The organism is Bradyrhizobium sp. 142 (assembly GCF_023074015.1).
Classification (GTDB): domain Bacteria; phylum Pseudomonadota; class Alphaproteobacteria; order Rhizobiales; family Xanthobacteraceae; genus Bradyrhizobium.
In genome coordinates, this window is sequence record NZ_JADPKQ010000150.1 from 1 (window position 1) to 13,313 (window position 13,313).

General features: G+C 58.6%; 10 protein-coding genes and 2 pseudogenes. 10 read left to right on the top strand and 2 right to left on the bottom strand.

The features are described from left to right. Together IVA82_RS14575 and IVA82_RS14580 are read left to right on the top strand one after the other, a co-directional pair. Positions 1-724: IS110 family transposase (locus tag IVA82_RS14575; RefSeq protein ID WP_247493345.1), on the top strand; the 724-nt coding region annotated here is incomplete at its 5' end. A gap of 286 nt (positions 725-1,010) precedes the next feature. After that, positions 1,011-1,499, top strand: a pseudogene (locus tag IVA82_RS14580) (transposase); the annotation flags it as partial. A 500-nt stretch (positions 1,500-1,999) separates the two neighbouring features. Here the strand turns inward: IVA82_RS14580 and IVA82_RS14585 are convergent. Beyond that, positions 2,000-2,809, bottom strand: a complete 810-nt coding sequence (locus IVA82_RS14585) for an effector protein NopP (RefSeq protein ID WP_247384375.1) — start codon at positions 2,807-2,809, stop codon at positions 2,000-2,002. Positions 2,810-4,598: 1,789 nt separating this feature from the next. Here IVA82_RS14585 and IVA82_RS14590 point away from each other — a divergent pair. After that, positions 4,599-5,018, top strand: a complete 420-nt coding sequence (locus IVA82_RS14590) for an IS110 family transposase (RefSeq protein WP_247493346.1) — start codon at positions 4,599-4,601, stop codon at positions 5,016-5,018. Positions 5,019-5,058: 40 nt separating this feature from the next. On the opposite strand, the gene IVA82_RS14595 is transcribed toward IVA82_RS14590, so the two are convergent. Next, positions 5,059-6,999, bottom strand: coding sequence for an HrpF/NolX family T3SS translocon protein (locus tag IVA82_RS14595; RefSeq protein ID WP_276578784.1), 1,941 nt, complete (start codon positions 6,997-6,999; stop codon positions 5,059-5,061). 614 nt (positions 7,000-7,613) lie between these two features. On the opposite strand from IVA82_RS14595, the gene IVA82_RS14600 reads away from it, so the two are divergent. The 7 genes and pseudogenes from IVA82_RS14600 to IVA82_RS14630 all read left to right on the top strand — a co-directional run. Beyond that, entirely contained in the window at positions 7,614-7,799 is a 186-nt protein-coding gene (locus IVA82_RS14600; protein ID WP_247363765.1) for a hypothetical protein, read from the top strand. A gap of 67 nt (positions 7,800-7,866) precedes the next feature. Then, positions 7,867-8,151 carry a hypothetical protein gene (locus IVA82_RS14605; RefSeq protein ID WP_247384378.1) on the top strand — a complete coding sequence of 95 codons (285 nt, stop codon included), beginning with the start codon at positions 7,867-7,869 and terminating at the stop codon, positions 8,149-8,151. A 115-nt stretch (positions 8,152-8,266) separates the two neighbouring features. Then, positions 8,267-9,157 carry an FHA domain-containing protein gene (locus IVA82_RS14610; RefSeq protein WP_247384379.1) on the top strand — a complete coding sequence of 297 codons (891 nt, stop codon included), beginning with the start codon at positions 8,267-8,269 and terminating at the stop codon, positions 9,155-9,157. 36 nt (positions 9,158-9,193) lie between these two features. Further along, positions 9,194-9,730: a hypothetical protein gene (locus IVA82_RS14615; RefSeq protein ID WP_247493347.1), complete on the top strand. Its 537-nt coding sequence runs from the start codon at positions 9,194-9,196 to the stop codon at positions 9,728-9,730. 2 nt (positions 9,731-9,732) lie between these two features. Further along, positions 9,733-10,176, top strand: a complete 444-nt coding sequence (locus IVA82_RS14620) for a histidine kinase (RefSeq protein WP_247384381.1) — start codon at positions 9,733-9,735, stop codon at positions 10,174-10,176. Continuing rightward, complete coding sequence (gene sctV, locus IVA82_RS14625) at positions 10,157-12,280, top strand: type III secretion system export apparatus subunit SctV (RefSeq protein ID WP_247384382.1); 2,124 nt, start codon at positions 10,157-10,159, stop codon at positions 12,278-12,280. The genes IVA82_RS14620 and sctV overlap by 20 nt, the downstream gene beginning before the upstream one ends. Positions 12,281-12,936: 656 nt before the next feature. Further along, positions 12,937-13,313, top strand: a pseudogene (locus IVA82_RS14630) (IS256 family transposase); the annotation flags it as partial.

The following is a 13,313-nucleotide window of genomic DNA, read 5'->3' on the forward strand; positions in this document are numbered from 1 at the left end:
CATGCGCTTTGTCCCATTGAAGTCGGCCGAGCAACTTGACTTGCAGGCACTGCACAGAGTTCGCAGTCGATTGGTGACGCAAAGAACCGCGGTCATCAATCAAATCCGAGGCTTTTTGCTTGAGCGAGGGCTACCAGTCCGGCAAGGAGCGGCAGCGCTCCGACTGGCACTTCCTCAAATTCTCTCAGCGCCAAAAGACAACTTATCGCCTCGAGTGATCCAGCTCATTCAAGACTTGGCCGAGGACTGGCGCCATCTCGACCGACGGGTCGCGTCAATGACGAAAGAAATCAACGAACTCGCTGATCAAGATCCACACTGTCGCCGCCTAATGAGTGCGCCCGGCGTCGGGCCGATCATCTCAAGCGCGATGGTCGCCGCCATCGGAACCGGTGATGCCTTCCATAAGGGCCGGGACTTTGCAGCATGGCTTGGTCTGGTACCGAAGCAAATCTCGACCGGCGATCGAACCATTCTCGGGCGCATATCGAGGCGCGGTAATCGGTACCTGCGAACGCTGTTCATTCAGGGCGCCAGAGCCGTACTTCTGCAGCGTCAGAGTTGGCCTCGGCATGGCTTCGGAGCCTGGTTGGAGGCAGCGTCCAAGCGGCTCCACTCCAATGTCTTGGTTGTTGCCCTGGCCGCAAAACTCGCGCGCATGGCCTGGAGCATGCTCGCAAAGGGCCGTGACTACGACGCCAACCTCTTGGGCCGCACCGCATAAGAAACAGGGCCGGAAAGGAAGATCCAAGGTCCGATCAGGAAGGCACAATAACCCGCCGAGGTTTGCGAGACGGAAAGGACGAATGGAGAAACGGTTCCACCGACACTTCTGAAGCCTGGTTCGACTCCATGGCCCTTCTTGAGGCCGGCGAGTTATTGAGGACAGAAGTGGGCGGACATCCATGATGGCTCGGGGCAACAGCCCCAAATTGAAGCCGGATAGATTGGCGCAAACCGCTTCATCCCTTTGTCGATTCCTCTTGCAATGCGGGCGTGGTCCATAGATCGGCGTCAAGGCCTCGATCGTCACCACCAACGGCCGCGCGCCGTGCGGCCAGTTCGTGGTGCACGCTCGCGCACTGCCCGGCAATCGCTATGACGGACGCTCGCTCGGCACCATCATCGAGGCGACGGAAACGCTAACCAGCTGCGCGGTCGAGCGCGCTTATGTCGACAAGGGCTATCGCGGCCGCAACACCGATAGACCGCGCCGCGTCTTCATCTCCGGGCAGAAACGGGGCGTTTTCGGCGTCATCGAGCGCGAGCTCCGTCGCCGTTCAGCCATCGAGCCTATCATTGGCCACATGAAGAGCGACTGCCACCTCGGCCGCTGCCATCCCAAGGGGCGTGAGAGCGACGCCAGCAACGTCATCCTCACCGCCGTCGGCCACAACCTCCGCCGCGTGATCGCCTGGCTGAGGGATTTGCTGACATCAATCCTGATCATCCTCTGGCAAGCAGGTGTCCGGTCGCAGGCGCTCAAACCGCCTTCTTAGCGGCGACGATTCCACGATGCTTGGCGGCAGCGAGTCAGTCCGAGCCTGATGAGACTTCCGCCGATCAAGCTAGCTTGGCTCCGAAGCCGCCGCACACAAGCTTGTCGAGATCGCATCTGGCATTAAGCCGGTTCAGGACGGGCCACATCGCACCGGTCAACACGTCCGTCCTTAAGGTCGGCGGCAGCTGCGCAGAGCTTAGCGCCAGGATCAGAGCGCATGGCTGCTGTGGCTCAATTCGCTCGACATCTCTCCTGATTTGGTGTCTTCGACCGAATTGGCCGAGACACCCTATCTCCCTCAGATTGGCGCATCAAACGGCGAAATCACTTCGGACGGGTCTGATGGTGAACATTGGTGCCTTGTTACAAAGCACCTCGCGGATCCAGTCGAATTGTCGGTTTCGCTCGGCTAAGGCTTGACCTTTGCCGCAGCTCTCCGTTTGCCGGCGCTCCTTGCTCCACCGCCTGCCCAAACATGAATGCCAGCGGATCTGGGCATTACATAAAGTCACCATCCTCTTCGGAATCTGCTGCAACCTCCGTATCACTATCGACCTTGGAGAGATAAAGCTGAGATTTAGTTGCGCGCTGCCATTCACCGAGGCTGTTTTTTGTCCACTGGGCGGACTGAGTGGGGTCAAGTACCATGTCGTCCTCGTCCACTTCAACGAAGCCCATTGTCTCTGCGCGGGCCTTCGCTTCTGCATTAGCAGGACGCCAGTTCACCAATGGTCGTTCGCCGTCTTGCCGAAGCTGATGTTCGAGCAGAATATCGCCGGCGTTCGCGACAAGCGGATGAGCAACCTGAAAATCAACAATTGAGGTGACTTCACTTCGTCCAGGGAACTGTTCTCGCCACTTATCGCTTTCGAACTCAGTCATGTTGAATCCGGCCTCCGTTCTTTGGAGGCCGACGCTCACATTTCCTAATTGGTAGCTGTAATATCGGGCGTCTTCTGAATCTCTTCTGATACCGTATTCCTTAGCGACCTCTGCTGTGCGCTTAGCTCTTGCGGATACAAATTCCGAGTACTCGTGTGGATTGTTGGCGATGCGGTTGATTGCGTCGCCATGAAACGTCCTCACTTCTGTCCTGAAGGTAGCTCTGTCGATCTCGACCACAGGAGGTTTTCGAACGAGGGAATAACTCGGTTGCGAAGGTGAGCTGCCAGCAGACTCCTGCAATCGCGTTCTAGCGAACGCATCGGCGAAGCCCTGGCTTTCGGCACCCGCTTCCTCAGCGTTGGCTGCCCGATGATATCTTTCTTCGGCCGGAATATCGGGCCAATTGTTAACTCGACCGTACATGACGACTGCACCTGGATCATACGTCTTGCATTGCTTCAGGTCGTTAGACCTTACCCGCTTGATAGACAGCTTAGCTGTCCGTAAGCTGACGCCAGCGCATAAAGGGAAAATCCGACCCCTTTGGGCAGCTCGACCGCGTATCGTCGAGGCGTTGCGCGATGCAGGCTTCCACGTTATCCACCCAGCACGAGGCGAGGAGGTGCTGGACTGGTGCAAGCGGCACGTCGCAAGGGGAACATGATGCGGGGCACTCGGACCCGCCGAGGCGTCGAGCTCGCCGCGAGGAAAGCGACTTCCACCGCCGCCCGAGCGTCTCGTGCGCTGGATGGCTTGCTCGACCTGGTGGCACTCCCAGTCCGAGGCAGCGAACTGCACGCAGTGTCGACTGGATATTCGGGTGGGCGCGTGGCGCGCAACGCGATCGCGAGAGTGACTCCGGATGACGTCGCCTACTACGTGGCACTGCCGTTCGACGAGCGCCTGAACGGCGGTTGGCGTAGGAAGGGGCGCGCCGTGCTCGAACTCATGGAAGCTCCGCCTTCCGAAGCCGAGTCGAGAAGACAGGCAGCCGGAGCTGAGCCATCGACTACCACGCCCGCGGCTCGTCTTCCGGTCTCGAGCCAGCTCTGCTGGATCAGTGGCGGACGACGGTCTGGCCGCCGGCGAAGTGGTAGATTACCTGAGCGCAAACGCAGCTCTTGTGCTCGCCGAAGCGCTCTCGCGGAAGCCGCGCACTGCTCGTGGCGATCGCCTTCGCGGCCAAGATGGCTCGGACGATTTGGGCCATGGCCACCCGGAAGGTGGATTATCGGAACCCAGCGCAGGCAGTGACGGCATCATGACGAATGCAGCACGAAATAGCCTGACGTTGGTGAAGGGTGTGAGAAGGGGACGACCCTAATGGGCGGAACGATCGAACAGATCTGGATCAGGAAAACCAGTTAGAGCTGAAGAGCCGAGGTGCTCGGAGATGAGAATTGGACTTGATCCGCGGATCACCATACCAGCCAGCGGCTTCTGAGGACGCCGTAAAGGAAGGCCTGACAGAAAACCGCATCGTCCACACGCCGAACGTCAGAGACTTCTTGCATCACGGGCGGCAACGACAGAGGGCTCTACACGAAGTACCGTCAGCCCGCCAGTGGCCGCCGCCAAGGCGTCGTTTAGTCCGTCAACCGCGTATCGGACCCAGAACAACCCCGCCTACCATCGCAGAAGAAGGGTGGCGCGGCCGTCGCCGGCCGGACCGGTTGGCCGATGTGTTTTGAGTCAGAAGTGGTGCCGATGCTCGAGGCAGCCCGATATCACCGATGCGCAGTGGCTGCAGCGGCTCCATTCGTTTGGGCTGTCGCGAGCCAGCTTTCGGCCCAAAGGACAGATTGCGGAGCTGCGAGCCTACGTGCGCCAGCGCGAGCGTCTGATTGGGTACGCGGCCTCCCACATCAAGCATATGCACAGGGCCTTGACGGAGATAATCTTCAACTCCACCAGGTCTCGCCGACATCACCGGCGCCACCGGCTGCGCCTCATCCGCGCGATCCTGAGGCGCTGGCGTGCTTGCGCCATTACAGTTGCCACGCTAGTGCGGAGACGATCGTGAAGGCGCTCACCGGAAGCTATCGCGCCGAGCGTCTGTTTGCGCTCGAGCAGGCACTTGCGCTTTAGGACGCCTACCACGAGAAAGCATCTGTCTGCGACGCCCCGGATCGAAGCCGTGTTGAAGGCGCGTCGGAATCGAACCGATCAGGCGAACGCTCTAGCTTACGAACGTCCCCGTGGCGCTGTTCCGTTGCTCGGAAAGGACATCACCACGCTCGACGGCCTCGGTCCTTACCTCTCGCTGAAGCTGATCGCTGAATGGGGCGACGACCTCTCCTCGTGGCCAAGTGCAAAGCATTTTACCTCCTGGCTGGGACTGGCGCCGAACGACAAGGTCTCCGGCGGCAGAATGCTCTCGTCCCGAACGCGCGGATCCGGCGGTAGGGCGGCGGCACTTCTGCGCCTTGCTGCCGTAACCGTGGGCCGTACAGACACCGCGCTCGGCGGCTTTTACAGGCGACTTTCATCGCGCGTGGGGTGCGCCTCGAGTGCAGCGCGCGTTCTTCCGCCGCTTGCCGAGCGGCGGCTTCGCCCTGATGACGTGGCACATACCGACTTTCTCGAGGCCGTACTGTCGAGCGGCGCAGAAGTTGCAAGCGTCCGTCCCTGAAAAGGTAGATACGAATCGCACCTTACCCGCAACTGGCCTTTCAGGCCACCTTCTGAGACGACGGCGGCGTAGCGACCTGACTCGGAACGCCTGCGGCCTGCATGGGCTCGGTAAGGCGTGCCTTCAGGTCGTCCAAATGGTCCTCGGCATAGGACTGCACTTTCGAGATCGCCGTATCGAGGCCGAACTGCACGGTCTGTTCGAGCATCTCCTTTGCGAGGCCCTCGCGCAGCGCGAATTTGACCTCGGGCCCAGCGACAAAGCTAATGGCCTGCCCCGCAAGATTAAGGCCAACCTCTTTCAGAGCCTGTTTCATATCACCTCCGCTAATGCCCGTATGCAGAAGGCTCAATGCTTGCGACTCGAGCTCGAGCACCATCGATATGCCATCGGCCAACTCGCCCAGTCCCGGAATGACGCCGAGCAGGCCTACTGCCGTGGCCTCCCAGTCGAGCACCTTCGAGCCCACCTTGGCTACGTCATCGACCGCATGCATGAGGACCCCGCCATTCTTCTTCGGAGACGCGACATCGGGTTGGTCGGATACCCCCATCAACATGTCTGTGACTGCATTTTGTTCAGCGGCGGTCTTGGGGACATGGGTCTTGATCTGCTGAACGGTATGGTTCGCAGGTGACATGTTGCTATAGAAGTGCCTGAAGTCGTTGTTGCTGATATTACCGGAGTCGACCGTGTGCCCGCCGCCTAAATCGAAGAACTCCTGATGGGTCTTGTAGCCCGTAATCGAATTGTTTAGCAAACGGAACAAGATCGGGTCCGAGAGCAGTTGCGATGCCGCTTCTCGTATCTTCGGGTCGAGAGTTTTGTCCTCGACCATACTCGCCAACTTGTGTCGTGTCAGGTCACCGTCCCCGAAGAAGGCGTTCTGATTCTTGTTGATCGTGTCGAGCGTGTTCAGCTCGCTTTGCGTGGAATTCATCGACGAGGAGGCGACTTGCAAGAAGTCTTCCTTGTGGAGTTTATCAGTCGCACCACCGCACAACTGCTTCCAGGCGTCCGGGTGCTCGAGGAAGTGTTGAGCCGCCGCGATCAGCTGAGGCGGACACTTACCGATGTCGGCTTTGCCGTCGACGATCCGCTTGAAATCGTCCAGGCTCAAATTCTTGGGCAGGTAGTCAGAATACTTGTAAAGCTCGCGCAATGCATCATTCAACGTCATGACCGATGCTTGTCCATTCGAGGTGCCGTCGGATGGAATATAGTTCTGCTCGTAGCTTTGCGCTTGCTGCTCCTGGAATGTAGCAACCTGCGAATGGCTGGCGGAAAACTCTGACAGATCCTTGGCCTTGATCTTGCCGCCGCAGCGGCCGTCCCCTTGGGAGCCAATCGCATAGAAGAGCTCTGGATCGCGTCGCAATCCTTCGATCGCCTCCTTCAGATCCGGGGGCGTCGACGGATCGCTGGCCTTGGCTGCCAGCGAGTCCCAGCTGAGTGGGCATTGGTCCTTGTGCCGGTTCAGCACTGCCACGATCTGCAACTCGGCATTGGTGAGCGTGCCGCCGTTCCACGTGATCCTAGAGCTTGGCATTGGAGTGCTCGGTACGTCAGGCGATGGAGCAGCCGTCGACGATGCGTCTGCACCAGGGGTGTCGACCGAAGAGGAATCGACCGAAGAGGAATCGACCGAGGAGGAATCGACCGAGGAAGAAAAAACCGGATCCTTCATCACCGCCTCGATCGCCGCCTTCGAGTGCGCTGACAACTGGTCCAGCGAATCCTGCGGGATCTGTCGCTCTGATTGCAGCAGATCCGGTGGCGTGGAGGGAACGTCGGATTTCTCTTCCCGCGAGCAGATGGACACCATCGCCTCGAACATCGAAGGTTCGCCTTCCCGAATCTGGCCGGGGGTCTGCGCGGATGATCCCAAGGCCGACGAAGCCCCCGGAACAAGCCCGAACAGAGCTGGATCTGCACTGGCGGGCAGCGAAACGCTGTTGAGCTGCATTAGGTTCATTTCCATTCCATTGCGGTAAATACTTGGCATCGACATCGTAAGATCGAGGCTTTCACGTTAAGGGGGCGAGCTTTCGAGAAGCTGACGACTTTTAGACGGAGCAGGACGAGCCAATGTCGGTCGTCTTAACATCCCGGAGAGGCGTCATCGTGCTCATGAAACTCATCTCCGGCTCAGAGCATGTGCAGGCACGACGCTGCTCTGACGCTTTCGCAAAGCAGGTGCCTGCGGTCGTCAGTCCCGAGTGACGATCGCTGTGGGGCCACGAAACAACATCACCACCGATTCCCGCGGTAGCATTTCCAACTGCGCGCGGTTTTGCCTCTGACTTGCCATCACACCATTGCTGATCGAGCAATGTGATGAGGTGCGTTGGGCCGGCGCCGCGATCTGGCGCTCGTCGGCATTATGTAGAGATTGAAAGTGGGGCCGAGAAATTCGCGCGGTGGCAGTCGCGGCATGTACCTGCGAATGCGCGCTCTCAGCTGGGTTCACTTGACGATAGTGAGGTTGTTCTCATTCTCGTCAGCTTCTCGACAGCTAATCCCAGTAGCGTGAGCAATGTGAATCGCTCGGTGGTGATACCACCGTTTTGGCGGAACTGAAGTGAGAGGCACCAGATGGCCGGAGCAATCGAAGGCGTGATCCATACCAATTCTGACAGTGGCAGCTCGCAGTCGGTAGCTGATCGTCAGAAGTTCGAATCGGCTTTCGGTTCGGTTCTTGCCAACGTCGCGATGCAGGCGATGGAGCGAAACATGTCAAATCTTCGCGAAGCTATAGCTGAAACAGAAGAGGATACCTGACGCCGGTTCTTCGACGTCAGTGGAGTGTTGCCATTGATGGCAGCAAAAAAACGGAAGGTGAAGCGATATGGCCAAAGCAAGTTCTACTAGCTCTTCTACTGGTGGTGTCCACGACTCCCATGATAGCAAGGCAAATAGCAAGACTGATAGCAAGACTGATAGCAAGTCCTCGAGTTCCAGCGTCGGTAGCTCGGCGACCGATAACGTTGGTGGGACGGGTACTTTCGAGAAACTGATCGACGAATTGAAGGCGGTTAACCAGCAGGCCATGGTGCAGGACATACGGTTGCGTGCACTGACGACCGAGCTCTCGAGTGAGAGGAAGGCGGCCAGCGAGCGCGTCAACGGATAACGGTGAAAGGCGGGGCGAATCGTCGCTCCGCCTTTCCCGTCATAGTGGTGCGGCCTAGGAATGAGTCGTGCGACCAATCGCCCTGCCGTGCTCCTCATAGTTCGGAGAATTGTCCGTGAATGAGGCCGCCTCCTTACATTTCGAGGTACTGTCGGGACCTTATGCCGGGCTAAGCGGGAAGGCTGCTGTCGGAACGAGCCTTATCGGTAGCGGCCTCGACGCGGATATGGTTTTCGTCGAACAAGGGCTTGAGCCGCATCACCTACGTGTCACCCTCGTTGGCAATTCAATCGAGCTTGAGGCTCTTGCAGCCGTAAGCACCCCAGAGAGCGAAGGGGATATTGCCGCAGGTGAACGTGTTGTTCTTTTTCTTCCTGCCGTCATTCGTGCGGGCGCCATGTCTATTCGCTGGTCGATGCAGAATGCAGTTGAGGCTCGGTCGATCAGCCTCTCGCGCGTTTGGATCTCAGCTCTCGCCCTCGTGCTCCTCAGCTTTCTTGGCGTAGGCAGTCTCTCGACGATTTTCTTCAAAGCCAGCGGAAGTGCACCGACCGGCATTGCTCCGCCTGCCGCAGAGCTTGTACCCAAGCTGGGTATGAACCGGCCTGACGATCGGCGAGCTCAGGCTGCGGCCGAAGTGCTGAAACAGGAAATTGATAAGGCGGGCCTGCTCGATATCAGGGTTGGTTCGGGGCCGGGTTTTGTTAGCGCTGAGGGAAAAGTCACGCCTGCAACCGTTGCGAAATGGCAGGAGCTCCAGCAATGGTTCGATGGTCGTACATACGGTGCGGTGACACTGGTGAACGGAGTGATCGTCAAGGAGGAAAAGCAGCCATCCTCAATCGCGATCGAAGCTGTTTCGCGCGGACCCCAGCCCTATCTGCTTGTCGGTGGGCAGAAGTATTTCGTCGGCGCTCTCTTGGCCGACGGATGGGCGGTCACTCGAATCGAGGATGGGCGTGTGCTGCTAAGCCGCAATGGCCGCTTTGCTGCCATTGCGTATTAGGCTTTCCGGGCCCGAAGGAAGGATAAGGAGATCGTCATGTCAAAGCTGTCCCGCTACGATGTCGGGCCTGGCACTGCTTCGCAGAGACTCAGCGAGGACCATCATGAACCAGTGATAGGGCCGACCATCCAACCCAATAAAGGTGAGGCGGACGGTGCTCGTGCAAATGGCGAGAAGGAGCGTGCGTCGATCTGGGACGAGCTGAACACGCCTTATATGTCGCTGGATGTAGCGATCGAAGCCGCATCGGAGGCCAAAGATATTGATGCAGTCGGGCGTGTCAGTCTCAACGAGATGCGCAGTCGCATTTATGAGATCGAGCAACCCGCTGGGGTGGCATCGCTCTACGGGCGCGATATCGCGCACGATCTACTCTCCTTCGTCACGCCAAGGCTACGTCATCCGGACATGCTGCGGGCAGAGCGGTATAGCATTGTTCTGGAACGTCTCGTCCATAAGCTGGCGGCCGCGCCTGCGGATTCGATGGCGCGGGACGGTATCGTCGTCCTACGGCAGGGACTGCACTGGCTAGCGCTGCTCCGCCAGAATCGGAATAGCTTGATCGAAGCCTAACAATGTTCAACTCCGATGGAGCGCAACGGACGACCAACCTTTCCGAATCCGATAACGTCTCACTGAGTTCCGGGCAGGAGCGCGATTTGCTCTGTACACTTTCCTATCTTCACCTTGCATGTGGGCAGAGCGCAGAATGCGTGTCTCTCTTGCGACTCATCGTCGGCAACTACTCGCGAGATGTCGATCTATTACGGCTTCTCGCCTATGCCCTCATCTCGGAAGGCCTCGGAGGTGAGGCGTTGCAGGTCCTAGATAGACTGAACACACTTGATGACGAACCCTCGGCGCGTATCTCTTTGATGCTGTTGCGTAGCCACGCCCTGCGACGGGCCGGCCTCATAGACGAGGCGCTCGCCGCTTTCCAACGCTATGTCTCGTTGCGTGACAGCACTGGCCTGATCAATCAACGATCGGAAGGTCCCCATGACCAGCGTCCTGCGTAAGATCATTGCGCGCGCGTCGGCCAGCTCCGATTTGATGGTCGCGTTGATGCTGCTTCTGACGGTCGGCATGATGATCATGCCGATCCCGATAGTGGCGATCGATACGCTCGTCGGCTTCAATCTGGGCTTCGCCATATTGCTGCTGATGGTCGCTCTCTATATTAGCACTCCACTTGATTTCTCGTCCTTGCCAGGCGTCATTCTGATTTCCACGGTATTCCGTCTGGCGCTCACCGTCTCAACGACGCGGCTGATCTTGGCTGAGGGGGATGCGGGCAGCATCATTCGCACGTTCGGTGATTTCGTCATATCGGGAAATATCGTCGTCGGCATTGTCATATTTTTAGTCGTGACCATGGTGCAGTTCATCGTCGTGGCCAAGGGGGCTGAACGCGTGGCGGAGGTGGCGGCGCGGTTCACGCTCGATGCTCTGCCAGGCAAGCAGATGGGAATCGATGCGGAATTGCGCAATGGCCATATCGATCAGAACGAAGCCCGCAGCCGGCGCGCTACATTGGAGAAAGAAAGCCAGCTTTACGGGGCTATGGATGGCGCCATGAAATTCGTGAAGGGCGACGCCATCGCAGGATTGGTGGTTATCTGCGTCAACATGCTGGGCGGGATCACCATCGGCCTGCTCTCCAAGGGAATGTCTTTCCAGGCGGCGCTGCATCAATATACCCTGCTGACCATAGGTGACGCGTTAATCTCACAAATTCCCTCGCTGCTGCTCTCGATTACAGCTGCGACGATCATCACTCGTGTAAATGGGGTCGTAAGGCTCAATCTTGGGACCGACATCGTTAACCAGCTCACAGCAAATTCGCACGCATTGCGGCTATCTGCCTGCGTCCTGGTTGTAATGGGGGCTATTCCGGGTTTTCCGCTCCCTGTCTTTCTCGTCTTGGCTGCAGTCTTTGCGGCAGCGAGCTTTGCCGACGGTGGGGTCCAAAGCGGCAAGAAAAGCGCTGATGTCTCTCGCCCGGCTCCCACACAGTCTAACAAGGAAATCGTGCCTGCGGAGGCGCTTCCCGTCGCGTTGTTCCTTGCGTCAAGTCTGACACGGGCGATCGACAAAGAAGAATTGCAACAGCACATTGCACGCATTTCGGGACTGATCTCGTCTGATCTCGGCATCACAATTCCGCGCATCCCCATCGAGGTCGACGAGCGCTTGCCAGACTTGCAGTACAGGGTGGATGTCGAGGGCGTGCCCGTCGAGCAGGAGTTAATTGATCCAACGCAGCTCGCACTGCACGACGATCCGGCCAACATTGAATTGAGTGGCATCCCGTTTCGGCATGACCGGGAGACGGATCAAATCTGGATTGAACAGAGCAATGCACCGGCTCTCAAAGCAGCCGGCATCGGGCACCACCGTCCCATTGAAATCCTGGCCTTGCGCGTCCATTCGGTGTTGACCCGCTATGCACAGTGCTTGGTGGGTATCCAGGAGACGCGCCAGTTGCTGGCCCGCATGGAGACGGAATATTCCGATCTGGTCAAGGAGGTGTTGCGTACGACGCCGATCCCTAAAGTAGCCGACGTCTTGCGGCGCCTCCTGGAGGAGGGTATTCCGATCCGGAACACACGGCTGGTCTTGGAAGCATTGGCCGAATGGAGCGGACGTGAACAAAACGTCGTCTTGCTCACGGAACATGTTCGCTCCGGTCTGAGACGGCAAATCTGCCACCGGTATGCCAACGCACACCGCGTCGTGCCGGTCTTTATCATCGAACGTCAAACCGAGGATATCGTGCGCAGCGCGGTTCGAGAGACTGCCAAAGGACCCTACCTGGTTTTGAGCGATGAGCAAAGCGAGGCGCTGCTCTCAAAAATGCGTCAGATCCATTCGAACGTAGTTCGGGGGCAGATCAAGCCCGTTATCCTTGCTTCGATGGATATTCGACGCTTTGTCCGCGGCTTTCTCACCCGTAATGGGATCGATCTTGCTGTTCTATCCTATCAGGACCTTGCCTCGGACTTCACAATCCAGCCTGTTGGATCCATTACACTCGCAGCTGCAAAGGACGACGACGCCCCGTCCGAGGAACTCAGCAACACGCTCCTTGCAGCCGATTCACAGGCGCAGCAGTCAATCTAAGAAGGACCGCATGAATTCACCTCGTAAGGCAGTGCGGTGGCGCTTGGGTTCATTTTGTCTGCTTTCGTGCTCGGCTCTCTTCGCCACTCTGGGGCTCTGCAGTTGCGCTAGCTGGGATAGACCAGCTCTTCAAATGCAAGAGCCGCCGGCGCCAAAGTTGCTCGGCGCCAAAGATATCGATCCAGCTATGCGCGAACGCATTGAGTGCGCGATCGGCCGGACTCCTGACCAGGAGCTTTGCGCGACGCGTTGAAGCAAAAAAGCTCGGAAGATCCATGCAGCGGATCGGTCTTGCGTGTCGATGCGAAAGCGCCTCGCATTGAGTGCTCGTCAACGTCTGCCTGGACCTGCGACCTATATTCGCTCAAGACTAAATGCGTTAACTCGAGGACGTGGGACGCTTGGTGAGCCACAACCGCAATACAAGCAATCGCGACAGCGCAGCGTATTCCGATTGCGCGGACCAAATCACGTTGTCCGCAACGATCGGTGCACGATATCGCGCAATGCAAGCACCGCCCGCTGCGGTGGCGCTGCCGCCCTACAGAAGTGACCCGCGGGGATGTCCCGGGTTCTGTTGAATTTCTGAAGAGGTCGGCGTTGCCCACCTTGAGCCGGTAGGCTCGGGTGCTGATTCCACAAAGGAGAGCAACGCCATGACAAGAGATATCACACCGGCTGGTTCGCCGGCGACCGGAGCTGTGGACGAAGCGTATGCAGAAGTGCGGGCGAGCTTCGATCGGTTCTGCCTTGCGGCAGGGATCGAGGCGCTCGGCACGATGATGGAGGCGGATGTCACGGCGGCCTGCGGGCCGCGGCACGGTCGTGACACGGCGCGGCGGGCGCACCGTTGGGGCCGAACGCGGGGACGGATCGGCTTCCACGGCGGCAAGATCGAGGTCGAACGCCCGCGGGTCCGGGACGTTGAAGGCCACGAGGTCACGATCCCGAGCTGGGAAACGGCGGCGCAGGAGGACTGGCTCGGTCGCTGGGCGATGAACCTGATGCTGATCAACGTGTCGACGCGCCGGTT

Excerpts from the sequence above, each read along its gene's own strand:
- IVA82_RS14605 (WP_247384378.1), top strand. The coding sequence starts at position 7,867 with ATGGCCAAAGCAAGTTCTACTAGCTCTTCTACTGGTGGTGTCCACGAC.
- sctV (WP_247384382.1), top strand. The coding sequence starts at position 10,157 with ATGACCAGCGTCCTGCGTAAGATCATTGCGCGCGCGTCGGCCAGCTCC.
- IVA82_RS14615 (WP_247493347.1), top strand. The coding sequence starts at position 9,194 with ATGTCAAAGCTGTCCCGCTACGATGTCGGGCCTGGCACTGCTTCGCAG.
- IVA82_RS14620 (WP_247384381.1), top strand. The coding sequence starts at position 9,733 with ATGTTCAACTCCGATGGAGCGCAACGGACGACCAACCTTTCCGAATCC.
- IVA82_RS14595 (WP_276578784.1), bottom strand. The coding sequence starts at position 6,999 with ATGGAAATGAACCTAATGCAGCTCAACAGCGTTTCGCTGCCCGCCAGT.
- IVA82_RS14585 (WP_247384375.1), bottom strand. The coding sequence starts at position 2,809 with ATGTACGGTCGAGTTAACAATTGGCCCGATATTCCGGCCGAAGAAAGA.
- IVA82_RS14600 (WP_247363765.1), top strand. The coding sequence starts at position 7,614 with ATGGCCGGAGCAATCGAAGGCGTGATCCATACCAATTCTGACAGTGGC.